The sequence below is a fragment of the Aquabacterium soli genome, assembly GCF_003933735.1.
GTDB lineage: Bacteria > Pseudomonadota > Gammaproteobacteria > Burkholderiales > Burkholderiaceae_C > Aquabacterium > Aquabacterium soli.
Map to the genome: position 1 here is coordinate 24,083 of NZ_RSED01000016.1, position 24,612 is coordinate 48,694.

Annotated in this window: 20 protein-coding genes; 19 read left to right on the top strand and 1 reads right to left on the bottom strand. The window is 71.1% G+C overall.

The genetic code is table 11. From position 1 onward, the window contains the following. Positions 1-4: 4 nt before the first annotated feature. The gene (locus EIP75_RS17610; protein WP_125244597.1) at positions 5-370 is read right to left on the bottom strand and encodes a phage holin family protein; all 366 of its coding nucleotides are present in this window, start codon (positions 368-370) and stop codon (positions 5-7) included. A 161-nt stretch (positions 371-531) separates the two neighbouring features. Here EIP75_RS17610 and EIP75_RS17615 point away from each other — a divergent pair, with 161 nt between their 5' ends. The 19 genes from EIP75_RS17615 to EIP75_RS17705 all read left to right on the top strand — a co-directional run bounded on the left by EIP75_RS17615 (position 532) and on the right by EIP75_RS17705 (position 24,607). Next, positions 532-1,668, top strand: a complete 1,137-nt coding sequence (locus EIP75_RS17615; protein ID WP_125244598.1) for a GGDEF domain-containing protein — start codon at positions 532-534, stop codon at positions 1,666-1,668. After that, positions 1,665-2,831 carry a GGDEF domain-containing protein gene (locus EIP75_RS17620; RefSeq protein ID WP_125244599.1) on the top strand — a complete coding sequence of 389 codons (1,167 nt, stop codon included), beginning with the start codon at positions 1,665-1,667 and terminating at the stop codon, positions 2,829-2,831. The genes EIP75_RS17615 and EIP75_RS17620 overlap by 4 nt, the downstream gene beginning before the upstream one ends. Before the next feature lie 188 nt (positions 2,832-3,019). Beyond that, a complete protein-coding gene (locus tag EIP75_RS17625) occupies positions 3,020-3,640 on the top strand; it encodes a Pvc16 family protein (RefSeq protein ID WP_125244600.1) in 621 nt (206 codons plus the stop codon). After that, entirely contained in the window at positions 3,640-4,554 is a 915-nt protein-coding gene (locus tag EIP75_RS17630; RefSeq protein WP_125244601.1) for a hypothetical protein, read from the top strand. Before EIP75_RS17625 ends, EIP75_RS17630 begins: the two co-directional genes overlap by 1 nt. A 30-nt stretch (positions 4,555-4,584) precedes the next feature. Next, positions 4,585-6,498, top strand: coding sequence for a phage tail sheath family protein (locus EIP75_RS17635; protein ID WP_125244602.1), 1,914 nt, complete (start codon positions 4,585-4,587; stop codon positions 6,496-6,498). An 18-nt stretch (positions 6,499-6,516) separates the two neighbouring features. Continuing rightward, entirely contained in the window at positions 6,517-6,966 is a 450-nt protein-coding gene (locus tag EIP75_RS17640; protein WP_125244603.1) for a phage tail protein, read from the top strand. A gap of 29 nt (positions 6,967-6,995) precedes the next feature. Next, positions 6,996-9,041: a phage tail sheath C-terminal domain-containing protein gene (locus EIP75_RS17645; RefSeq protein WP_125244604.1), complete on the top strand. Its 2,046-nt coding sequence runs from the start codon at positions 6,996-6,998 to the stop codon at positions 9,039-9,041. An 11-nt stretch (positions 9,042-9,052) separates the two neighbouring features. Continuing rightward, on the top strand, positions 9,053-9,616 hold the full coding sequence (locus tag EIP75_RS17650; protein WP_125244605.1) for a phage tail protein: 564 nt from the start codon (positions 9,053-9,055) through the stop codon (positions 9,614-9,616). Then, complete coding sequence (locus tag EIP75_RS17655; RefSeq protein ID WP_125244606.1) at positions 9,613-10,863, top strand: CIS tube protein; 1,251 nt, start codon at positions 9,613-9,615, stop codon at positions 10,861-10,863. The genes EIP75_RS17650 and EIP75_RS17655 overlap by 4 nt, the downstream gene beginning before the upstream one ends. A gap of 28 nt (positions 10,864-10,891) precedes the next feature. After that, positions 10,892-11,071: a hypothetical protein gene (locus tag EIP75_RS17660; RefSeq protein WP_125244607.1), complete on the top strand. Its 180-nt coding sequence runs from the start codon at positions 10,892-10,894 to the stop codon at positions 11,069-11,071. A gap of 38 nt (positions 11,072-11,109) precedes the next feature. Beyond that, positions 11,110-12,204 carry a phage late control D family protein gene (locus EIP75_RS17665; RefSeq protein ID WP_125244608.1) on the top strand — a complete coding sequence of 365 codons (1,095 nt, stop codon included), beginning with the start codon at positions 11,110-11,112 and terminating at the stop codon, positions 12,202-12,204. A gap of 4 nt (positions 12,205-12,208) precedes the next feature. Further along, positions 12,209-12,883, top strand: coding sequence for a phage baseplate assembly protein V (locus EIP75_RS17670; RefSeq protein ID WP_199758635.1), 675 nt, complete (start codon positions 12,209-12,211; stop codon positions 12,881-12,883). A gap of 5 nt (positions 12,884-12,888) precedes the next feature. Continuing rightward, positions 12,889-14,721: a hypothetical protein gene (locus tag EIP75_RS17675; RefSeq protein ID WP_125244609.1), complete on the top strand. Its 1,833-nt coding sequence runs from the start codon at positions 12,889-12,891 to the stop codon at positions 14,719-14,721. Then, positions 14,718-15,131, top strand: coding sequence for a GPW/gp25 family protein (locus EIP75_RS17680; protein WP_125244610.1), 414 nt, complete (start codon positions 14,718-14,720; stop codon positions 15,129-15,131). Before EIP75_RS17675 ends, EIP75_RS17680 begins: the two co-directional genes overlap by 4 nt. Before the next feature lie 16 nt (positions 15,132-15,147). Next, entirely contained in the window at positions 15,148-17,412 is a 2,265-nt protein-coding gene (locus EIP75_RS17685; protein WP_125244611.1) for a putative baseplate assembly protein, read from the top strand. A 17-nt stretch (positions 17,413-17,429) separates the two neighbouring features. Next, a complete protein-coding gene (locus EIP75_RS17690; protein ID WP_125244612.1) occupies positions 17,430-19,568 on the top strand; it encodes a phage tail protein I in 2,139 nt (712 codons plus the stop codon). Next, on the top strand, positions 19,565-21,121 hold the full coding sequence (locus EIP75_RS17695) for a hypothetical protein (protein WP_125244613.1): 1,557 nt from the start codon (positions 19,565-19,567) through the stop codon (positions 21,119-21,121). The genes EIP75_RS17690 and EIP75_RS17695 overlap by 4 nt, the downstream gene beginning before the upstream one ends. Beyond that, positions 21,114-23,222: an AAA family ATPase gene (locus EIP75_RS24360; RefSeq protein WP_199758636.1), complete on the top strand. Its 2,109-nt coding sequence runs from the start codon at positions 21,114-21,116 to the stop codon at positions 23,220-23,222. The genes EIP75_RS17695 and EIP75_RS24360 overlap by 8 nt, the downstream gene beginning before the upstream one ends. Beyond that, the gene (locus EIP75_RS17705) at positions 23,219-24,607 is read left to right on the top strand and encodes a hypothetical protein (protein ID WP_125244614.1); all 1,389 of its coding nucleotides are present in this window, start codon (positions 23,219-23,221) and stop codon (positions 24,605-24,607) included. Before EIP75_RS24360 ends, EIP75_RS17705 begins: the two co-directional genes overlap by 4 nt. Positions 24,608-24,612 lie beyond the last annotated feature (5 nt).

The window sequence follows — 24,612 nt, forward strand, 5'->3', positions numbered from 1 at the left end:
GCGCTCAGGCGTCCGTGCGCCGGGGCGGCATCAGGCGCTCCAGCGCGATGTCGATCACGATGCCCCACAGGCTGTAGAGCACCGAGCCCAGCAGCGCGTCCCAGAAGCTGTCGACATGAAAGCCTTCCAGCAGGCCCGAGGCCATCTGGAAGGTGATCGCGTTGATCACGAACAGGAACAGCCCCAGCGTGAGCAGCGTGACCGGCAGGGTGAGGATCACCAGCAGCGGCCGCACCACGGCGTTGAGCAGGCCCAGCACCAGCGCGGCCAGCATGGCGGCGCCGAAATTCTTGACCTCGATGCCGCTGTCCCACTGGGACACCAGCAGCAACGCTGCCGACAGCAGCAGCCATTTCAGAATCAGTTTCATGCGGACAGCATAGCGCTGCTGGCGTGGCTCCTGCGTGACATAGCTGTCACTTCAGGGGCCATCACGAGGGAAGTTACCGGCGATCGGGGCGCAACAGGCGGCATAGTCTTACTGCTGTGTACAACCTCCTGGATTCCTCGCGCCGAAGCATCGAACGCTTCATGAGCGGCACCACGCCTGCGGGCCGGTGCCTGATGGCCATCGGCCTGGCCACGCCCTTCTTCATCGTCTACCTGGGCCTACACCACTATGCGCTGATGTCCGATGCCATCCGGCCCGGCCTGCGCCCGGCGGTGCTGTGGGTGCTGCAGGGGGGACTGGCGCTCGGCACCCTGGTGCTGCTTGCCTCGACCGCCTGGCTGTGGCCACGCCGCCACCGGTCCGAGCCGGTGCCGCACGTCGAGGTGATGGCGGCCCTGAGCATCGGCCTGGGCTACGTGGCCATCGCCGTGTGCGCCGGCGCCTTCATGGCCGGGCCCACACAGGTGCTGATGGGCGTGCTCACCATCGGCCTGATGCTGCTGCAGCGCCGCACCATGCTGATCGCCTTCGGGGTGTGCGCGCCCGTTTTTGCGCTGTTCGATGTGCTGATGGTGGTCGACGTCCTGCCCTATGCCCCGGCCATCACGGCCCGCGCCTTCGATGCGGGCGAGCCGGTGTGGTGGTGGAGCCTGTGGCGCCACATGGTCTTCCATGTGGGCTGGATCGTCATCGCCTTCCTGATCTTCATGCTGTTCGGCCGGCTCGACACGGTGCATGCCGAGCTCAACCGCCTGTCGGCCACCGACGCGCTCACGGGCCTGGCCAACCGCCGCGCCTTCATGGAGCGCCTGAATGCCGAGGTGCGCCGCCAGGGCCGCACCCAGCGGCCCCTGTCGCTGGTGCTGGTCGATGCGGACCACTTCAAGCGCGTCAACGACCAGCACGGCCACCCGGTGGGCGACGAGGTGCTGGCCATGCTGGGCCGACTGCTCTCGCTGGGCGTGCGCACGCCGGTGGACATGGCCGCGCGCCTGGGCGGCGAAGAGTTCGCCCTGTTGCTGCCCGACACCACCCTGGACGAGGCCGAAGCCGTGTGCTGGCGCGTGCAGCAGCGTCTGGCGGGCGAGCGGCTGACGGCCCCTTCTGGCGAGGCCCTGCGCATCACGGTGAGCATGGGCGTGGTCGAAGGACTGGGCCAGGTGCCCGAGCACCTGCTGCGCCAGGCCGACCACAACCTCTACCGCGCCAAGGACGCCGGGCGCAACCGCGCCATCTACTCCGTGCTGGGCCCCACCCTGGCGGAGGCCTCCGCATGATCCGGGATCTGCGCGACGGGGTGGATGCGGCCCTGCGCAGCCGCCGCACGGCCACGGCCTGCGTGTGCTTCTCGCTGCTCACCGTGCCCTTCCTGCTGATCGTGTGGTGCCTGCAGGCCTGGGCGCTCACGCATCCTGACGTGCTGGCCTACTTCCAGCCCGGCCGGCTGCTGGCGGCGCAATGGGGCGTGGGCCTGCTGGTGCTGTGGCAGGCCGGGGTGGCCGTGCTGGCCTGGCAGCGGCGCGAGGTGATCGCGGCCCATGCGCCCTGGTGGGCCGCGGGCGCGCTGGCACCCGTGCTGACGGGTTGGTCGGTGCTGGCGCTGCTCTACGGCGTGCAGGACACGCCGATGGGCATGCTGCTGGTCGAGATCCTGGTGTTCGCACGGGCCTTCTTCCCCTTGCGAGACCTCAAGGCCTGGATGGCGCTGGGTGCCGTGCTGATCGTCGGGCATGAACTGCTTCAAGCCCTGGAGGTCGCCGCCTACGCGCCCCTGCTGTCCCGGCCCATGTTCGACGGCCATGGCCTGTCCGACTGGTGGACCTGGTGGCTGCGCATCATGTTCAACGCTTCGGTGCTGCCGTTCGCGGCCGCGGTGTTCTACCTCTTTGCCAGCCTGGCCCGCCAGCGCACCGAGCTTGAAAGCCTGGCGCGCACCGACATGCTCACGGGCCTGGCCAACCGCCGCGAGTTCATGGCCCGCCTGGTGCAGGAGTCGCAGCGCCAGCGTCGCGGCGATCAGCCCTTGTCGCTGGTGATGCTGGACGTGGACCACTTCAAGCAGATCAATGACACGCACGGCCACCCGGCCGGCGACCGCGTGCTGGCCAGCCTGGGCGCCCTGGTGCGCGCCAATGTGCGCCAGGAGGTGGACCTGGCCGCGCGCCTGGGCGGCGAGGAGTTCGCGCTGCTGCTGCCAGAGACCGATGCCGAGGGCGCGCAACGCGTGGCCCGCAAGATCGTTGAAGCACTCCGGGCACTGCCCATCGAGCATGCCGGCCACCTGCTGCCGGTCACCGTCAGCGCCGGTGTGGCGCAGGTGCACCAAGGCGAGGGCGAACAGGCCCTGCGCCGTGCCGACGACTGCCTCTACCAGGCCAAGCGACAAGGCCGTGACCGAGTGGTCGCCGCCGAGGGCAGCGAGCCGGTGGCGATGTCCTGACGCCACGTTCCCACGCCCCCTATCCCTAGGGATGGCCGCGACCGGGCCCATCTGCGCACACTGGCCGTCCGCTTTCACAGGTTCTTCAAGGGCCTGCGGAAGCCTCCAACATCAACAAGCACAAGCCTGTGTCGGTGATCCTGTGCCTTGCGCATGGACCAGGCGGATGAACAACGGGGGGATCACCAGTGGGTGGATACACCAGCATCGCGGCCGTCGGCAAAAGCCTGGAGCGCCTGCTGGCGCGGGCTTTCGCCGAGCGTGAACCCGTGCCGGGCAAGACCACCAAGGCCGTGCTGATCCGCACCGAGGATCTGGCCGACGACCTCGTCGCGAAGAACATCGGCGAGTACGCCCTGAGCATCCTGCTCTACCGCGTCGACTTCAACAAGGCGATGCGCGGCACCTGGTCCGCCGTGGGCCATGGCGATGGAAAAGGCCACCTCGCGCTCGATCTGCACTACCTGATCACGCCCTGGGCCGAGAACGCCGAGTACCAGCACATGATCATCGGGCGCGCCATGCAGACGCTGGAGCAGGTGCCCATGCTCAGCGGCCCGCTGCTCTACACGCCCACCCTGCCCAACAAGCCGATGTACGACGGCGAGCCGGTGATGGCGCCCACCGATTCGGTGCAGCTGGTGCTCGAGGAGATCTCCACCGAGGCGCTGATGCGCACCTTCGATTCGCTGCCCAGCGACTACCGCCTGTCCGTGCCCTATGTGGCGCGCGTCGTGCGCATCGACACGCGCGGCGAGACACTGCAGCCTCCGGTGGTCGACGCCGACATCCGTCTGCGGAGCGACTGATGGCCGAAGCCGCGCTGCGTGATCTGCGACTGGAAGAGACCGTGGAGGTGGCGCGCGTGGGCCATCGGCTGGCGCTGGGAGTGCAGTGGATCGATGCGCTCACACAGCTCCCGGTCGAATCGCCGGCCGGTGCCGCGTGGTTGAGCGATCTGGAGGCCATTGGCACGCGTCCGCTCGCGCAGCGCTTCGAGGCACACAGCCAGGGGCGCCAGGCCCTGCGCCATGCGGGCCGCTACCGCAAGCTGCTCGACCACACGGTGGCCGAAGCCGATCCACTGGACCACGCCGTGCGGGCCTTTGGCATGCGCGATCCGCGCCTGGCGGCCTATGCCATCGGGCAGGATCCGCGCCGTTACGTGCCGCGCCGGGTGGCCTTCACGCCGGTGCTGGCCAGTGGCGTGCCACCCGCCAGCATCGTCAACACACGCACCGCCTGGTTGTGGCCTGGTGCGGCCTATCCGCTGCCCAGCCGCAGCACCGGCCTGCGTGGCTGCATCCGCCGCGAGGTCTCGCCAGGCGTCAACGCCACCGTGCCCTGGGCCCGGGTCATCGCCACGCGCGCGGGCGCCGGCCCGGCGAACTTCAACACCGAAGCTCAGATCGGTTGGGCCCATGGCGATGACCGTGGCGAGTTCCTGCTGGTGCTGGGCAACGGCGCCGTCTCTGGCGCGGCGGATCTGCCCGCGGCGCTCAACCTCAACGTGTGGGTGTTCCTGCCGCCCACATTGCCTCTTTTCAACGCGGCCGATCCGCTGGCCAGCCTGCCGCTGGACAACGCCGGCACCGCCGTGCTCAACGATGTCCTCAAGGGGATGGCCGTGCCGCCCACCTATGCGCCGCAAGCGGTGCGCAGCCTCAGCCTGGCCCTGGGCGAGGTGCGCACCATGAGCGATGCCGATCTGCTGTTCGTGTAATTCACCCGTGTTCAACCGGAGGGGAAGACCATGCCCGAGTACCTAGCACCAGGCGTCTATGTCGAGGAGGTGAGCTTTCGCGCCAAATCGATCGAAGGCGTGCCCACCAGCACCACCGGCTACGCGGGTGTCACGCGCTTCGGGCCTGTGCCCTACACCGTGGGCGATGTCAGCGCCACCGCCACCGAGCCGCGCCTGATCACCTCGTTCACCGAGTTCGAGCGCGTCTATGGCAGCCTGTATCCCCTGGAGCTGGCGGCCGATCCGGGGCGTGTGGCCTACGTGGCCCACGCCGCGCGGGCCTTCTTCAACAACGGCGGCCAGCGCCTGTATGTCTCTCGCGTCTTCCAGACCGAGGTGGCCGACATCGTCACCGGCGCACGCAAGCCGGTGGACGACTACATCGCCCAGCTCACCGTGCCCACCTCCACCGGTGCGGCGAAGTGGCGCGCCCGCTGGCCCGGCGCCGACGGCAATGTGCTGGTCGACACCCAGGCGGTGCGCAGCAAGAATATGGCCTTCAAGTACCCGGTGGTGGCCGGTGACATCCTGGCGCGCCACACCTGGGGCCTGCAGGTCAAGAACGTGCGCCATGGCGCCGTGATCGAGCTCACCTTGCCCTCGGCCGAGGTGCCGCCGCAAAAGCCCCTGGTGGGCAACGACACCCTGGTGCCGGCGCGTCTGTACGTGGTCAAGGTCGATGCGGATGGCAAGCAGACCTTCGTGAACAACGCCGGTGTGGAAGGCCCGCTGCCCGAAGAGGCGGGCGTGCAGGCCGCCCTGGTCGAGCTGAAGGTGACGGTGTACGGCGCCGACAACCGCCTGGACGCCGTCAACGAGCTGGCCACCCACCCCGACCAGCGCCGCTACATCGGCAAGGTGCTCGAGCTCAACGACCCCGAAGACGAGAATGCGCTGGTGTGGCTGCAGTGGGCCCCCGGCGCTGATGAGTGGGCGCCGGCCAGCCTGGCCGTGGGCCTGCAGTCGGCCGACAAGCGCCTGGCCGGCGGCAAGGATGGCGAGCTGCCCGGTCCCGACGACCTGCTGGGCCAGGAGGCCGATCCTGATGTGGTGACCAACAAGGCCACGGGCCTGGAGGCGCTGGGCGAGATCGAGGACATCGCCATCGTGGCCCTGCCCGATGCCGGCGCGCTGCTGAGCAAGGATGCCGTCAAGGCCGCGGCCGATGCCCTGATCGGCCATGCCGAGAAGTACCGCTACCGCATCGCCGTGGTCGATGGCCAGGCCAACAGCTCGCTGACCGAGATCCGCGAGTTCCGCGGCCAGTTCGACAGCAAGTACGCCGCCCTGTACCACCCCTGGATCGAGATCCTGGACCCGCTGTTCCCGCCCGTGCCCGGCGTGCCGCCGCGCAAGCTGCTGCTGCCGCCGTCGGGCTTCGTCACCGGCATCTACGCCCGCAACGACATCGAGCGCGGCGTGCACAAGGCGCCGGCCAACGAGATCGTGCGTGGCCTGACCAGGTTCGAGATCAACATCAACAAGTCGCGCCAGGACGTGCTCAACCCCGAAGGCGTGAACTGCCTGCGCTTCTTCGAAGGGCGCGGTAACCGCGTGTGGGGCGCGCGCACCATGAGCTCCGACCCCGAGTGGAAGTACGTCAACGTGCGGCGGCTGTTCATCTACCTCGAGCACTCCATCGAGAAGGCCACGCAGTGGGCCGTGTTCGAGCCCAACAACGAGCGGCTGTGGACCAACCTGCGCCGCACGGTGGAGGATTTCCTCTACGTGCTGTGGCGCGACGGTGCCTTGATCGGCGCCAAGCCTGAAGAGGCCTACTTCGTGCGCTGCGACCGCAGCACGATGACCCAGAACGACCTGGACAACGGCCGCCTGATCTGCCTGGTGGGCGTGGCCCCCAGCCGGCCCGCCGAATTCGTGATCTTCCGTGTCGGCCAGTGGACGGCCGACGCCAAGTCCTGAGCACTGGAGCGCTGAACCATGGCAACCCTACGCAACAACCCCTACGGCGCCTTCAACTTCCTGGTCTCGCTGGGCACCGGCGACGAAACCAGCGTGATCGCCGGCTTCTCCGATGTCAGCGGCCTGGGCACCGAGATCAACTACTCCGAATACCGCAGCGGCAACGACCTGGTCAACACCGTGCGCAAGGTGCCCAACACCTTCAAGCAGGAGGACGTGACGCTCAAGCGCGGCCTGATCGGCTCGACCGACCTGTTCCAGTGGGTCAAGGCTGTGCGCGAGGGCGCCGATGGCCGCCGCTCTGTCACCATCACCGTGCTCGACGAGGCGCGCAACCCCGTGGCGGCCTTCAAGCTCACCAACGCCCAGCCCAAGAAGTGGGTCGGCCCCACGCTGGCGGCCAAGGGCGGCGGCGAGGTGGCCATGGAAGAGCTGCACCTCACGCACGAAGGCGTGTTCTACGAGTGACGCGCGTGATGCCCTGACACCGCACCGCCATGCTCCAGTCCGCACGCATCCCCCTGGGCACCCCGGGCGCCTACGCGCTGCCCGAGGTGATCGAGCCATCGCTGAACCCCCAGCGCATGGACGTGTGCGCCTTCGTGGGCGTGGCGCCGCGCGGCCCGGCCCATGTGCCCGTGGTGGACCAGCGCTGGCCGCTGCGCTGGGACATGGTCGATGAGGATTCGGGGCGGCCGCTGCGCCGCAGCGTGGCCGTGCCGGTGCGCAGCTTCGACGACTACGTGCACGTGTTCGGCGGCTTCGAAGGGCCAGGCACCTTGCCCCACGCGGTGGCCAGCTACTTTGAGCAGGGCGGACGCCAGGCCTGGGTGGTGCGCATCGTGCACGCGCGCAGCGCCGAGTTCGGCGATGGCTGCGCCACCGGCACGCTGCACACCGCCTTCAGCCTGCCGCTGGGTTTCACCGCCCGCAACGAAGGCAGCTGGGGGCGGGGCCTGCGCCTGGCCTCGGGGTTCACGGCGACGGCGCTGAACTTCGAGGCCACGATGGCGCCGGCGTTCAAGCTGGCGCTGCCGTTCAACACCACGGTGCAGGCGGGCGCGCTACTGCGGCTGAGCGATGCGGCCGGCGTGGCCGTGCTCAGCCATGTCGATGCCATTCAGGCCGAGCGGGACGGCCTGAACCCGGCCACACGCTGGTCCGCCGCGCTGGCCGGGCCTCCCGCGTTCTCGCCGGTGCGGGTGGAGCTGATCGAGGCCTGGCTGGAGATCCACGATGGCGCGGGCCGGCAGGAGCGTTTCGAGCACCTGGCCTTGTCGCCCGAGCACCCGCAGGCCTTGTCCACCACCTTGTGCGAACGCTCGACCCTGGTGTGGCCCCACAAGGACTGGGCCGGGCTGCGCCTGCTGCCGGCCGACGTGCGGGTCGAACTGCTGCGGGGCACTGGCGCCCCATTCAGTGGCGGAGACGATGCCTACGACCAGATCATCCCCTCCGACTTCTTCGATCCAGCCTGGTCCCCCGCGGACGATGTGCCGGGCGAAGGGCTGACCGCGCTGGCCCCGGTCGATGCCGCGGCCGTGGCGGGCACAGGGGGCGTCACGCAACTGGTGCTGCCCGATCTGTACGTGCCCGCGCAATGGGCCGATCCACCGCCGGTGCCGGGCCAGGTGATGGGCGCCGCCGGGGCCGAGTTCGCGCCCTGTGTGGACGCGGTGAGCACACCGGCCGCCGAGGCCGTGCCGCCCAGTGCGCTCACGGGCCTGATCCTGGATCCGCGCCTGTCGGGCGATCTGGACACCATCATCCGCCTGCAAGCGGATGTGGTCGCCTTCTGCGAGGCCACGCAGGCCCGCATCGCCTTGCTGGACGTGCCACCGGGCCTATCGCAAGGCCGCATCGAACAATGGCGCGCGCGCTTCGACTCCTCGTGGGCCGCGGCTTACCACCCCTGGCTGCTGCCTGCGCGCCGCCAGGACCAGCCCCTGATCGGCCAGGCCTCCAGCACGGTGCGCATGCGCCCCCTGCCGCCCAGTGCCGTGGCCGCAGGCATCGTCGCGCGGCGCGAACTCGACAAGGGCATCCAGTACGGTCCGGCCAACGAGGTGGCGCGCCAGGTCATCCACGTGGCCGAAAGCCAACCCGAAGGCCGCGCCGACGTGCTGCACCCGCTGGGCATCAACTGCTTCGTGCGCGGGCCATCGGGCATCGAGCTGGTGGCGGCGCGCACCCTGTCCAGTGAACGTGACTGGCGCCAGCTCTCGGTGCGTCGCCTGATCCTGATGCTGCGCCGCACGCTGCTGGTGGAGATGCAGTGGGCCGTTTTCGAGCCCAACGGCCCGCGCCTGTGGAGCGATCTGCGCCACGCCATCGAGAGCCTGCTGCGCACGCTGTTCCAGGTGGGCACCTTCGCGGGCCGCACCGAGGCCGAGTCCTTCTTCGTGCGGGTGTTGACCGAGCCCTGGCGGCTGGACCGCGGCGAGCTGCTGGTCGAGATCGGGGTGGCGCCAGCCGAGCCGCTGGAGTTCATCCTCGTGCGCCTGCGCCGCGAAGGCGATGGCACCCTCAACCTGGAAAGCTGAAAAAGCACGCCATGGCCGACAACGCTTTGCTCACCGCCTTCCGCTTCGAGGTGCGCCTGCTGCAATCGCCGCAGGTGCAGGCCGGCCGCCAGGTGCTGCCCGGCGGCAAGGGCCAGGACCAGGAGGGCTACAGGCCCCCTGCCGGCGGCAAGCTGCTGGCCGAAGGCGCCTTCCAGGATTGCTCGGGCCTGGAGATCGAGATGGATGTCCAGGAATACCTGGAGGGCGGGCGCAACAATGGTGTCGTGCGCCGCGTGGGCCGGGCCAAGTTCCAGCCCCTGGTGCTCAAGCGCGGCATGTTCCATGCGCGCGAGCCCGGCGCCACGGTCGATCCGGCCCTGTGGCACTGGATGCAGCGCATCATCAATGGCGAGCGGCCCGTGCCGCGCTACGACGGCGTCATCCAGGTCATGAGCCCGGAGGGCACGGTGCGCGCGACATGGATGTTCGACCGCGGCCTGCCGGCCAAGATCAAGGGCCCCGAGCTCAACGCCCGCAGCGGCGAAGTCGCCATCGAAGAGCTGACCATCGCGCACGAAGGGCTGCGCCTGCTGCCGATGGAGGCGCCGCGATGACCGCGCTCGCCAAGGCCCGGCTGGCCGAGATCACGGCCACCGACAACCCGACCGAGGTCGAGAAGACCTCGGTGAACGTGCAGTTCAACCCCACCTCCCTGCGCGTGCAGATCGCCAACAAGACAGCGGGCGGCCAGCAGGCCGGCGCCCAGGCGCGCCAGCGGCCCGGCACGGGCGAGATGCAGGTCAGCTTCGACCTGGTGTTCGACACGGCCGACGAGGCCGACGCGGGCGGCAAGGGCGTCGACGTGCTCAAGCGGACGGCCGACGTGGAGCGCTTCGTGCGGCCCAAGAGCAGCAAGCCCGGCGAGGAAGCCCCGCCGCGCGTGCTGTTCGAATGGGGGAGCTTCCTGGTGCAGGGCACGATGGAAAGCGCCAACCTGGACCTGGACCTGTTCGATGCCGGTGGCACGCCGCTGCGCGCCAAGGTGGCCGTGACCATCAAGGGCCAGGATCCGCGCTGGGCCTACCAACCCCAGCCGGCGCCCTCGGGGGCCAATGCGCCCAGCAACCCCGGCGCGCCAGGCACCCAGGGCAGCGCCAAGGCCCCCGACCGTGTGGTGCAGGCCATGCCGGGCGAAAGCCTGCAGCAGCTGGCCGCACGCCACGGTCTGGACCCCTCGGCCTGGCGCGCCTTGGCCGATGGCCTGGGCAATCCGCTCAAGCTGGGCCTGGGCCAGGAGGTGGCCCTGCCGCCGGGGCTGGGGCAGGGCGCGGCCACGGGGCGCCAGGCGCAAGGGCAGGATCCGGCCCGCAGCAATGCGCAGTTGCCGCTGGTGGGGGCAGGCAGTGTGCCGGCCTCGGCCGGGCCGTCGGCCCGTGCGTTGAATGGTGTGGCCGATGTGGGCCCGGGCATGGGCCGCACCGCGCCGGGTGATGCACTGCGGCGCGGCCAGGCCGTCGCCAGCCAGGGCGGCCTGGGCCCGGCCATCGGCCAGGTCAAGGCACAGGTCCACCAGCAGGGTGCCCGGCTGAGCCTGGGCGCCTTCGGGCTGGGGAGCCAGGGCACGGCCGACACCGACGACCGCCCCTGGGGCATGGGTGTGCCGCTGCGCCCGCGTTTTGGCGGCGCGGCAGAGGCCGGCCCTCACGAGCCTGTGGCCACGCGCATGGCCCTGGGCAGCGCGGTGCCGCGCGATGCCTCCACGGCGGTGGCCGGCCGCACCACCCCCCGTGCCAATCGCGACAGCACGCCCGTGTCCCGTGGTTGCGGCTGCAAGGGCCGCCGATCCCGCAACGGCCGCTGAGCCGCATCCCCACCCCTGGAGCCTTCCCATGCCCGTGCACATCGAAGAGATCGACGCCAACGTCAACGTCCAATCCCGCGGCCAGGCCGAAGAGCCTTCGTCCGGTGCCGAGGCGCCGTCGACGAATGAGCAGGAGCGCTGGATGGCGCTGGCCCGCCTGGTCCGCGAACGGGCAGAGCGCACCTCGGCCTGGGGCTTCGACGACTGACCCCACGCACTGCGCCCATTCACCCACCCATCCCGACCATGCCCGCCACCCAGCCTTCGCTGCAATCGTCCACCCGCCCGGGCTTCACCGTGGGCGGCCAGCTGCAGAGCGCGATGGAGCGCGACGTGACCCATGTCTGCATCGACGAAGACATCGACGGCCTGTGCCGCCTGGAGGCCCGCTTCATGGCCATGGGCCCGGCGGAAGCCGGCGAGAGCGAGCGCATCAACTGGCTGGACGGCCGGGTGCTGGATTTCGGCAAGGCCCTGCGCGTGGGCATGGGCCCGAGCACGGCGCGTGTGGACCTGTTCGACGGCAAGGTCAGCGCGCTGGAGCTGACCATGGAGGCAGGCCGTGCTCCCGAGGTGTGCTGCCTGGCCGAGGACGGCCTGATGGACCTGCGCATGACGCGCCGCTTCAAGACCTACGAGCAGGTCAGTGATGCCGACCTGGTGCAGCAGATCGCGGCGCAGCACGGCCTGGGCGCGCAGGCCGATGTGAGCGGCCCCACCCTGGCGATGGTGCAGCAGTGGAACCAGAGCGATCTGGCCTTCCTGCGTGAGCGGGCGCGCCGCCTGGGTGCCGATGTCTGGGTGGCGCAGGGCACGCTGCACCTGGCCACACGCGACCGCCGCCAGGGCCCGCGCCTGACCCTGATCCAGGGCAACACGCTGGTGCAGGTGCGCCTGTCGGCCGACGTGGCGCACCAGCGCAGCGAGGTCAAGGTGGGCGGCTACGACGACGACCGCCTGGAGTCCATCGACGAGGACGCCACCGACGCCATCGTGGCCGCCGAAGCCCAGGGCCACACCCACGGCGTGGACGTGCTGCAGCGGGCCTTCGGCGCGCGCCCCAGCCACCGTGTGCGCGACGTACCGCTCAAGGGCGAAGAGGCGCGCGCCCTGGCCAAGGCAGCCTTGCTCACGCGGGCCCGCCGCTTCGTGCGCGCGGTGGGCATCGCCGATGGCAACACCGATCTGCGCGTGGGCACGGTGCTCAAGATGGAGCGCGTCACGCCGCTGTTCGAGGGCGATGGCTACTACGTGACACGCGTGCGCCACCAGTTCGACCTGAGCAACGGCTACCGCACCCACTTCGAGGCCGAGCGTGCCTGGATCGGGCAGGAGGGCTGATGCCATGAGCGCTCACGATCTCCGCATGCCCGCCGACGGCGATGGCGCCCGCTGGTTCGGGCTGTACCCGGCCATCGTCACCGACCTGGTCGACCCGGACCGCAAGGGCCGCATCCAGGTGCGCTTCCCCAGCTTTGGCGAAGCAGGGCAGGGTGTGCGCGCCTGGGCCACGCTGATCACGCCCTACGCCGACGATGACCAGGGCCTGGAGATCCTGCCCGAGGTGGATTCGCAGGTGGTGGTGGGCTTCGAGGCGGGCGATCCGTCGCGGCCCTACATCGTGGGCAGCTGCTGGAACGGCCGCGCCGCCTTGCCCGAAGCGGCGCAGAGCGCCAACAACCTGCGCACGCTCAAGACCCGTTCGGGCAGCGTGCTGCAGTTCGATGACACGATCGGTGCGGCCAAGGTGACGGTGTCGATGGACAGCGGCCACAAGATCGTGCTGGACGACGCGATGCAGGAACTCACCGTCCAGCACAGCAACGGCTGCAAGATCGTGATCAACGTGGCCGGGCAGGTCAGCATCACCGCCAATGCCACGGTGGAGGTGAACGCCTCGGCCGTGAACCTGCATGCGCCCATGGTCACCTGCGACGGCGTGCTGCAGTGCCAGACGCTGATCGCCAGCACGGGCGTGGTCTCGCCCAGCTACACGCCCGGGGCGGGCAACGTATGGTGAACGCCGTGGCCCCTCAAGCCCAGTCGCCCGTCGTGGCCGGTGACTCGGGACCATGGCGCCTGGTCGGGCCCTGGTACCGCTGGGCGCGCCCAGGCCTGCCCGAGGATGGCCGCCTGTCGGCCCCCGCGATCCAGAAGTTCGCGGGCAACGACTTCATCACCGACTTTTTGGCGCGGCCTCAGCACTCGCTGAGGTACGACCCGGTGGTCGATGTGGTGCAGACGCAGGACCTGGTCAAGGTGCCGGGTGCCACCCTGCGCAGCCTGCTGCTGGCGCTCAACGCACAAGGCCAGGTCGCCAAGCCGGGCGATGTGGCCGCGGGCCTGTACCGGCCGCGCGTGGCCCCGGGCAGCCTGCGCAAGCTCTACCAGCCTGCGCATGACCGCCACTACCTGGTCACCTGCAGCCTGCATTGCGATGCGCCAGGCTTTCCTCGTGTCAAGCGCGACCAGGTCTGCCAGGCTGGCTTCGTGGTGCGGCGCCGCCGCAGCGTGGTGCCGGCGGGCATCACCGCCAGCGACATCGAAGCGCAGACCGCGCCCGTGCGCAAGCTCGAGGCCGACCTGATGGACCTGCGCACGCTGGACGCCGCCGTGAGCGACCCGCAATCGAGCGCCGAACTCAAGCTCAACACGCAGGCGCGCCAGAACGCGCTGGCCGCCCAGGCCGGCCAGCCCAGTTGGTCTGCGTTGGTGCAGCACACGCTGAACACGCTGGCCGCCCAGCGCCAGGCCCTGCAGCAGTGGTACGAGCAGCACCAGATCACCGTGGCGGTGGATGGCTGGTTCCCCGTGCTGGTCAATGGCAAGCCCAGCACCACCTTCGGACAGTGGAAGGCGCTGAGTGCCGCCGAGCAGCAGCACGACATCACCAGCGGCGAGCACACCTACCCGCTGTACCCGCTGGTGCCCGATCCGCGCGAGACCTCGCACGATGCGGCCGGCCGCACGATGTACCACGGGCTGGTGCCCACCGGCGGCCTGCAGCACGACACGCAGGCCCGCGCCCGCTTCGATGACCAGGCCACCTACGAGATCCGCTGCTTCGTGCGCCAGCACCACGCCTGCCCCGGCCGCGCCGGCAAGGCACCCGATTGCCACGGCCCGCTGGTGTGGAGCCGGCCCACCGAGCCCTTCCGCGTGGCCGCGCCTTTCGACGTGCTGGGCTCGGCCAACCGCCCCATCACCATCAAGATGCCCGACCTGCGCGAGCTGGCGGCGCAGGCCGCGCTGCGGCCCAAGGGCCGGCTCTCGCCCGTGCGCTTCGTGCAGCCGCAGCACCTGTCGCCCAAGATCGACGATGGCAAGCCGATCGAGAACGAGGTCGGCGGCGAGGCCATCTGCAGCTTCTCGATCCCGCTGATCACGATCATCGCGCTGTTCGTGCTGAACCTGTTCCTGCCCATCGTGGTGTTCGTGTTCAACCTGTGGTTCCTGCTGGTGTTCCGCTTCTGCATCCCGCCTTCGGTGCAGGCCGCGGCCGGATTGGATGCCGCATTGGCGGTGACGCCGCCGGGCATCGACCTGGACGCGGAGTTCAGCGTGAAGGTCAATGGCCTGGACGTGCTGGTCAAGCCCGATGAGCTCAAGAATGCACTGACCAAGGACAACGGCGCGATGGAGCTGCGCGTGCAGAAGGACACCGGCATGGACGAGGTGCCCGTGCTGGACGCCCTGGGCAACAACGCGCTGGGCGCCATCGACCAGTCGCTGCAGGATGCGGCGGCGCGCCAGCCCGATGCACAGGGCCATCTGCCCGAGGTGCCACCCGTGGGCGAGCCGCTGGTCTATGAAGAGCCGGTCACGCCGGTGTGGACGCTGCGGGGGGCCACCGCATGAGCACCCCACTGGGCCAGCTCAACCGCTTCGACCGCCTCGGCCGCGGCCTGGGCCAGCCCATCGCGCCCGATGCACAAGGCCGACTGCCCGTGGTGGACGGGCCCGAGAAGGTGCGCCAATCGATCTTCACCATCCTGGACACGGAACCCGGCGAGCGCGTGATGAGGCCGGATTTCGGCTGCGGACTGCGCCGCTACCTGATGCAGCCCAACAGCCCGGCCACGCGCGCCGGCATCGCCCGCGACATCGGCAATGCTCTGTCGCGCTGGGAAAGCCGCATCAAGGTGATGGACGTGGCCGTGAACACGACCGACGACCGCGCCACCGTGCTGATCGAGATCCGCTACGCGCACGTGCTCGATGGCCGCCAGGACATCCTCGTCTACCCCTTCTACCTGGAGCAGGCCTGACGGGCCCGGGCACACCATGCCGTTGATCACCCCCATCCTCGACGACCGCGGTTTCGAGGACCTGTTCACCGAGCTGCGCAACCGCATCCCGGTCTACAACCCGCAGTGGACGGACCACCAGGACAGCGATCCCGGCATCACCCTGCTGCAGCTCTTCGCCTACCTGGGCGAGGGCCTGCAGTTCCGCTTCAACCAGATCCCCGAGGCCACGCAGCTGGCCTTCCTCAAGCTGCTCGATCTGCCCTTGCGCGGCGCCCGTCCGGCCACGGCCCTGCTGCGTGCCGGCAGCGACGTGCCCCAGGGCGTGGTCGTGTACGCGGGCGATCAGCTCAGGTCGGGCAAGACCGTCTTCACCGTCACGCAGGACGCCACCGTGTGGCCCCTGGACAGCGTGGCCGTGGCCCGCCGCCGCCTGGTGGCCGGTGACCAGCCCGAGCAGGTGCTGGCCTTCATGGCCGGCCTCGATCCCGAGCTCAAGACCACGGTGCAGGGCAGCATCGACGCGCTCAAGCAGGCCCAGGGCACGCTGGAGGCCGTGGCCCCCTACGAGATCCTCACGCTGGGATCGGACGGCCAGTCGCCCCCGCTGGATTTCAGCGACACGGTCGATGGCTGCGTGTGGGTCGCCGTGCTCAAGAACCCCAAGGCGATCACGGATCCGGCCACCGACCTGCAGCGCGAGAAGGGCAAGCCCCTGCCGCTGAGCCTGGGCTTCTCGCCTGCCGCCTGGTTCCCCGACATCGACCAGGCCGGCCAGTGCGGCGAGGGCGCCGGCCCGTCGCTGTGGTGGCAGGCCTCGCTGGCCGCACCGGCGCGCGATGGCGGCCCTGACTACCAGCCGCTGCGCGTGTCGGGCGATACATCGCAGGGCTTCACGCGCCAGGGCGTGGTGCGCCTGGAGCTGCCCTCCGACCTGGCCCCGCTGGGCGTGCCCGTGGCGCCGCCGGGCCTGGCTGGCACCGGCGACTACCCCCCCGAGCTGGACGACGAGCAGGCCGACCGCCTGTGGTTCTGGCTGCGCGCGTGGCGGGCCGATGGCAGCCGCATCGGCCCGGTGCAGCTGCTCACGCTCAACCCGCTGGCGGTGGTGCAGAGCATCACCGCCTCGCCGGAGTTGCTGGGATCGGGCAGCGGCCAGCCCGACCAGGTCTTCCAGCTGGCGTACGCGCCCGTGCTGGCCGATGCCGCCGACCCGGTGCGCCTGCAGGTGGAGGAGAGCGGGGTGTGGACCGACTGGGCCCAGGCCGACACGCTCGATGCCAGCACGCCGGATGATCGGCACTTCACGCTCGATGCCGAAGCCGGCACCGTGCGTTTCGGCGAGCGCTTCCCACAGCTGGGTGAGCGTGTGCGTGTCAACCGCTACCGCTGGGGCGGCGGCGCCTCGGGCAATGTGCCCGCCGGGGCCATCGACAAGTGGGGCGATGTGCTGCAGGGCCCCGTGCCTGCGCCGCCGCTCAAGCGGCCCGGCCAGGTGGCCCTCACGGTGCTCAACCCGCTGCCTGCGCAAGGTGGCATCGACAGCGAAAGCCTGGACGCGGCGCTGCAGCGCATCCCGTCGGAGTTGCGGCGCAACCGCCGTGCCGTCACACGCAGCGATTTTGCCGAGCTGGCCCTGCAGACGCCCACCGTCAGCCTGGGCCGCGCCGAATGCCTGCCCCTGTTCCACCCGCCCAGCAAGAGCGCCAAGCCTGGCAACGTGAGCGTGGTGGTCTGGCCCGAACGTGACCCGGTGCACCCCGAGGCGCCATTGCCTGATGCGCTGGAGATCGGTCAGGTCTGTGCCTGGCTGGACCAGTGGCGCCTCGTCACCACCGAGCTGCACGTGATCCCGCCCACCTACCAGCGCATCGCCGTGGCCGTGGCCGTGCAGGTTCAGGAGGGCTATGGCCTGGACGCCGTGCGCGACTGGATCGGCACCCTGCTGCGCCAGTACCTGGCCCCGCTGCCCCCGCACGGCCCCGAGGGCCGCGGCTGGCCGCTGGGCCGCCGCGTGCTGGCCCGCGAGCTGGAAGGGGTCGTCATGCAGGTCGAGGGCGTGTCCTATGTGCAATCGCTGCGCCTGGACCGCGAGGTGCCGCCGCCTGCAGGCAGCCCTGAAGGCAGCGCACCGTCGTGGTCGTCCATCGACGTGCTGACCTTGCCCGAGTGGGTGCTGCCCCACCTGGCCGCCGTCACCGTGGTGGACGAGGCCACGGCCCTGCCCGCACCGGGCCAGAACATCAGCCCGCCCCCGGGCACGCCACCCGTGCCTGTGCCGGTGCTGCGCGACGAATGCTGAAGGGCTGAAGAACCACCATGAGGCTCACCCCTGATTCCGGCACCCTCCTGATGCGCGGCCGCGCGCACTGGCTGCGGGGAGCGTTCATGGACACCACGCTGGCCGACGACATCGTCACGCTGGCGCCGGCCGTGCCGCCCGTGTCCAACGCTCCTGCGCCGCCCGCGGCACCCTGGGCCGGCCTGGCTTTCGACGCGCATTGCCGTCTGTTCCATGCCCTGCCCACGCCAAGTGCGATCGAGTATGTGCTGTGGGGCGCGACCACGCAGCTGGGCGTGCACGACGTGGCGCCACACCCCTTCACCGTCACCGGCCCAGAGACGGAAGACAACGGCCAGCCCTTGCCCGGGGCCGACCTGCCGCTGCGCCCCGAGGCCCTGGCCGCGGGCGAGCAGGACCTGCTCTACGTGGCCGATCCGGACCGCCCCGCCATCTGGGTGGTCGACACCTGGAAGCAGGAGGTCACGCGCCGCATCGACATGGGCCAGGCGCCGCTGGACCTGGCCTCGTGCGGCGGCGATGTCTTCGTGCTGCTGGCCGACGGCAGCACCTGGCAACTCGCACCCTGCGAGGAGCCGCGCCGCCTGCCCTGGCCGCAGATCGCAGGCGCCGCGCGCCTGACGGTGGCGCGTGGCGTGGACGGACGCCGCCTGGCCTGGGTGCTGGCCGCGCCGGGCACGCCGAACGCCCGCCTGTATGCACTGCACCTCGACGATCCCAAGCCCTACGCCGTGCCCGATGCCCGCGACCTGCTGGCCGGTGAGGACGATGCCGAGTTCGGCACTCTGCTGGTGCTGGCCATGCGCCCGGGCGACGAGTTTGTGCGCCTGCGCTGGCGGGGCAAGCAGCCGGCGCTGCTGCCGGGCCTGAGCGCGCCCTTCTACGATGGGGCCGCCATTGCTTTGGCGCCCGATGGCCGCGTGGCCTACTGGACATCACAAGGCCTGCGCCACGCCGCGCCGGCCCGCGCGCACTACAAGCCCCGCGGCGTGCTGATGGGCCACGCGCTGGACAGCGGCCAGGACCAGACCACCTGGGGCCGCGTGCTGATCGAGGCCTGCCTGCCCGCCGGCACGCAGCTGCGCCTGTGGACCTTCACCCGCGACGACATCGACCATGACGACCCCTGGCCGCGCATGCCCCCGGCCGGCCAGGCGCTCAGCGACATCGCCCTGCCGGGGGACACCCCGCTGCCATCCAGCTACACCTGGCTGCAACAGGCTGGCGAGCCTGCACGGCTTCACCGCGATGATTCGCAGCGCCCGCTGAGCCGCCCCGTGGCCGAGGGCTTTGCCCTGTACGAGGCGCCGGTGCTGGCGCCGCCCGGCCGCTTCCTGTGGCTGGTGTTCGAGCTGACCGGCACCCGGGGCAAGAGCCCGCGCCTGCGCAGCGCCCGGGTGGATTACCCCGGCCACAGCCTGCTGCGCCAGCTGCCGCGAACCCTGTGGCGCGAGCCCGCAGCCCGTGATTTCCTGTACCGCTTCCTGATGCCGATGGCCGCCATGCTGGACGAGTGGGATGGCGTGTCCAGCCAGCGCCACCGCCTGCTGGATGGCCGCATCGCACCGGGCGAAGCCTTGCCCTGGCTGGCTTCCTTCATGGGCCTGGCGATGGACCCGTGCTGGCCCGAGGCCGTGCAGCGCGCGATGGTGCGCGAGGCCGCGCCGCTGTTCCGCACGCGTGGCACCGTGCCCAGCCTGCGCCGCATGATCGAGATCCTGAGCGAGGGTGCCGAGGTCATCATCCTGGAACACTTCCGCCTGCGCGGCGGCGGGGTGGCGGGCAACCCGCAGGTCAACCAGTCGCAGGCCGTGCTGGGCGTGGGGTTCCGGGTGGGCGGACTGCTCGGAGAGCCCGAGTCCAGGCCCATGGCGGATGCCGGCCCGGTGGATTTCGACGGCCACGCACACCGCTTCACCGTGACCGTGGTGGCCGCGCTGAGCGATGCGCAACTGGCCTGTGTGCGCCGCCTGATCGAGGTGCATAAACCCGCGCACACGGCCTTCGAGGTGTGCACGGCCCGCAGCGGCATACGCGTCGGCCTGGGCTCGCAGGTGGGCATGGGCACGGTGGTGGGCGCCTCGGGCGGCTTCCAGCCCGCAGTGGTCGGCCCGGCCGCGCTCGGTCACGGCTTCGTGCTGGGAGGCCGGCCATGAGCGGTGATGACCTGCGCATCGCCCGGCTGCGCGGCCATCTGCGCAGTGCGCAGCCCTTGTCCGAACAGGATCTGCGCCGCTGGCGTGAGACCGTGCAGGACGCGGGCATGCCGGACCTGGCCCTGGACGTGAGCGATCCCGAGGAATGGCTGCTGATCCGCCACCTGGAGGTGGCCATGCACTGGCGCCCCGATGGCCCCCGTGCCGAGGCCGGCCAGGACTGGGCCCAGGCCCTGCAGGGCGCTGTGCGGGCCTTGATGGCCGACCCCGCGCATGCCGATGTGGTGCGCTACCGGGGGCGCCGCCAGGCCTTGTCCGACCTGATCTACCGCAGTGCCCTGGGCGAGACCCGGCGCCAGTGGGCCTGGCACCGCATGGGCTGGCTCGATGGCCTGTCGATGGGCGCCTCACGCGCCTTGTCGCAAGGCCTGGGGCACCTGCGCGGCCAACCGGGCTGGGTGTGGCCGCTGCTGCGCCAGTGGGTGGCGGCCGAGCCGTCCACGGGGGCACTCACCGCGCTGCTGCATGTGGTGCCCGCGGCCGAATGGCAGGGCTGGCTGGGCACCTGCATGGCCAGCCGGGGCTATGCGGTGCTGCAGTGGCGTGGGGGCCCGGCGCACCAGCGCGCTGGCTGGCAGATGCCCATGCCAGCCGCAGGCGGGCAGGCCCTCTCCAGCCAAGATGACCTGGCCTGGCCTGCGCTCAACACCGATGCGCAGGTGCTCTCAGGATGGCTGGCGGCACGGCCCTGGCTGGCGTCCTCGCACGGTGAGGTGCTGGCCGTGTTGATGGCGGCCGTGGCCTGGCCGGACCAGGGCAGCGGCATCGGGTTGCTGCGCCAGCGCCTGGACGCGGCCTGGCGCGTGGTGGCGGGCAAGGGCGCGGCGCCACCGGCCCTGGGGCGTGAAACACCAATGGCGTCCGGCTGGGCGGCGAGTCCGCCTACGCGCGCGGCCAACACGGAAGGTGCTTCGCCGCGCCACGTACCGCCAGACCAGGCGCAGGCGCGACAGGCCGCGCAACAGGCGGTGCCTGACACGCCCGATGAGCTGCCGGCCGCCCCGGCCTTGCCGGAGGGCGACCAATGGCTGCCCACCTCATGGGCCGGTGCGCTCTTCTGGCTGCGTGCGCTCGAGGCGCCGGGCGTGCTCGAAGAGCTGATGGGCCCCACCCACGGCGAGGGTGCCGACTCGCGAGGGCACGCCCTGGCCGCGCTGGCCACCGCGCTGGGCGTGCCCGCCCAGGATGCCGCGATACGCGCCTTCGTGGGCGGTGTGTTCCCTCAAGGGGTGCCGCAACCCGGCTTGATGCAGGCTGCCCGTTCGCAGGCGGCGCGTTGGGCCTCCTGGCTGGACGAGGTCGCCCCGGAGCTGGCCGAACCGCGCCTGCGCACCGTGTGCCAGAGGCCGGGCCGCCTGCGTTTCGAGCCCGGCTGGATCGAGCTGCACCTGTCGCTGGACCAGGTCGACACCCGCATCCGGCGCCTGGGGCTGGACCTGGACCCGGGTTACCTGCCCTGGCTGGGCTGCGTGCTGAGGATCCGCTATGAATGAACCGGCACGCCATGATCTGAACCCGTCCACGGACGCCACCGCCGCGCTGCGCCTGCACACCCGCCATGCGCTGGCCGATGTGGCGCGACGCCTGGCCCGCAGCCTCGCCGCGCGCTTGATGCCTTCGCCTGCCGCCGTGGGGGCCGGCCAGGGCGCTGACGATCTGGCGCAGGCCTTGCGCTTCGTGGATGACTACGAGGCCAGCCTGCCCCGCTTGCCCGTGGAGGCCGCCTGGCCTGAACACCATCCATTGAACCGCCTGTCGCAACTGCCCTCTGCAGGGCAGCCGCCTTCCTCCCGTGTGCTGGTGGACCTGGTGCTGCTGGCCTGCCTGCCCGAGGCCCACGAAGGGCTGGCCACGCTGTGTCGCCTGGTGCACCCGGCCCAGCAACCCTGGCCCACGGCGGCCCTGGCCCTGCACTGGCTGGAGCATGAGGCCGGCGCCGACGTGGATGCCTGCACCACGCGCGATGCCATCGAAGACCTGCTGTGCCACGGCCCGCTGGCCCGCCTGGGCCTGCTCAGGCTGGAGGGCGACGGCCCCTGGCATGGCCGCACGCTGCGCGCGGCGCCCTTCGTGTGGGCGGCCCTGACCGGCCGTGCCCCGGCGGGCGACGACGCCCGTTTGGCCGTGGGCTATTCGCAGGTGCCCGGGCTGGAAGCCTGGCTGGCGCAGGCCGATGTGCGCCAGGCCGTGCTGGCCCTGCAGCGTGGCCTGCCCTGCCAGGTGCTGCTGGTGGGCGGCGACGCCGCCATGCGCCACACCCGCGCCCGCGCACTGCTGGGCGCCGCGCACACCAGCGCCGTGCTGGCACCGCTCGACGAGGCCGACACGGCCCAGCGAGAGAATCGCATCGCCCAGGCCCTGGCCGCGGCCTGGCTCTACCAGTCCTGCCTGTGGCTGGAGGATCGGCACAGCGAAACAGCCGACACACCCACGACCACGGGCGATGACCAGCCCACCCTGGCCCAGGCCCTGCCCATCATCACCTCGGCCGCGTCCGAGCGCCGCTGCCCGGTGCTTGATCTGCCGCAGATCCGCCTGTCCGTGCAGCCCCTGGCCGCGGTGGCCCGCCGCGCACTGTGGCAGGCACTGCTGCCGCAGCTGGGAGACCAGGTGCCGCAGTTGGCCGCGCGCTACCCCATCGAGCCTGACGATGCGCGTGACGTGGTCCGCGACCTGTCGCTGCGCCAGCGCCTGCAGGGCCACCCACTGGCACTCGACGATGTGGGCGCCTGCGTGCGCGCCCGCACCGCCTGGCATGCGCGCCCCGGCATCAGCCGCGTGCTGCCGCAGGCCGACTGGTCTGCGCTGCTGCTGCCGCCTGCGGCCATCGAGCCGCTGCAGGCGGCGGTGCGCCGCGTGACGCAGCAGATCACCGTGCTGGACGACTGGGGCTTCGCCCAGGGCCGCACCGGGCGCCGCGGCGTGCGCATGCTGTTCTACGGCCCGCCCGGCACGGGCAAGACCCTGGCCGCCGAAGTGATGGCCCGCGCCCTGGGCGTGGACCTGCTGGTGGTCGACCTCTCGGCCCTGGTCTCCAAGTACATCGGCGAAACCGAGAAGAACCTGGCCGCCGTGTTCGACGTGGCCGAGCGCTCACGGGCTTTGCTGCTGTTCGACGAGGCCGACGCGCTGTTCGGCAAGCGCACCGATGCCCAGGATGCCCACGACCGCTACGCCAACATGGAGACGGCCTACCTGCTGCAGCGGCTGGAGCGCTACGAAGGGGTGGCCGTGCTCACCACCAACCTGCGCGGCCAGCTCGACAAGGCCTTCACGCGCCGCTTCGAGACCATCGTCGAGTTCGCCGAGCCCGACGCCGTCGTGCGCGAGGCCTTGTGGCGGCTGCACCTGCCAGCCGCCGCCCCCCTGGCGCCCGATGTGAACCTGCGCGAGCTGGCCGAGTGGTACGCCATCGCGGGGGCCCAGATCAAGAACGCCGCGCTGGCGGCCGCTTTCCTGGCCGCCTCAGCGCAGGAGCGCATTGCACAGCGCCATTTCCTCTGGGCCATCGAACGCGAGTTCGACAAGGCCGGCCGTGCCCACCCGGGCTTTCCATCGCAGCACGCACCCGACCCCGACAGGAGCACCGCATGAGCACCCTGACCCAATACTGGATCGACGAAGCCATCCGCCTGGACCTGGCCCTGGGCGCTGTCCGCACTGACAGCGGCAGCGCGCGCCTGGCGCAGGCCAGCGCGCAGGCGCAACACCGCATCGCCTCGGACGCCGTGAGGCTGGCCTCCGACACCGTGGCCCTGGCGCGCAAGGCCCTGGCCGGCATCCCCACACCCGCCGATGGCGATCCGCTGCTGCTGGCCATGAGCCAGGCCCTGATCGCCTGGCACGAGGCCCTGCACACCCAGGCCAGCACCGACCTGGCCCTGCAGACGGCCAAGGCCGAGGTGGAGCGCCTGCAGGCCCTGCAAGCCGCGCTTGAACTGGCGCTGGCCGAGGCGCGCAGCGCGCAGCAGCTTGAAAGCAAGGCCGCCCTGCAGCGCGCCACGGCCATCGCGGCGCTCGAGGCCGGTGGCCGCTGGGCCACACTGGCGGCCGATGCGGCCCAGGCCCTGAGCGCGTCCGAAGCCGGTGCGCGTGCCCGCGTGGAGGGAGAGTTCCCCACCCACGCCACCGCCAGCAAGAACTTCCTGGCACGGGTGCGCGCCCGCCGCGCGCTGGTGCTGGACAGCGCCAGCCAGGCACAGGACGTGGCCAACGCCAGTGCCACGGCCAGCACGGCCGCCTTGACGCAGGCCCAGCGCCAGTTCGACCAGGCCTGGCAGGCCGTGCGCGCGCTGGTCGACACCGCCCCGCGCCTGGCCGATGACCGCGACACCTTGGTCCGCCTGGCCGCGCTGCCGGCAGCACACCCCGCCGCTCCGGCCAGTTACCCGATCCTCACCCCCGCCCAGCACGACGAGCTCTTTGATGCCTCGCTCAAATCCGCGCGCGAAGCGGCCCTGGTCAAGCTGACCGCCGCCGACGAGGCCGAGAAGGACTGGCGCCTGGCGCAGGCCACCTACGACAAGGCCTTGAACGTCGCCCTCAAGGCGAACCCGGGCAAGACCGTGGACGATCTCAACGGTGCCGAGGTCAAGACCGAGTTCGATGCGCTGGTCGCCAAGACCGAGGCGCGCGCCACCAAGCGCGCCGAACTCACCGCCGATCCCGCGGCCTACGCCATCTTGCAGGCCTGGTTCGCCGCCGTGCCCGAGCTGCTGTGGGACACCCTCGACCAGCTCGACAACGCCATCGCGCGCCTCCTGGTGTTCAAGGGGGCGCCCACGCCGGCCCAGCGCCTGCAGGACCTGGCCGCGCGCGAGACCGACCTGGTCAACGCGCTGAGCGCCGCGCGCCTGGCGGCCCGCACCCAGCGCATCGCCGAGCAGGCGGCGTTGCGGGCGCTGGGCCATTGGCAGGCCGAGCAGGCCACGGCCGCGCGCCGCGCCAAGGCGGCCTCGCGTGACACCGCACCCCTGTAGTCCCT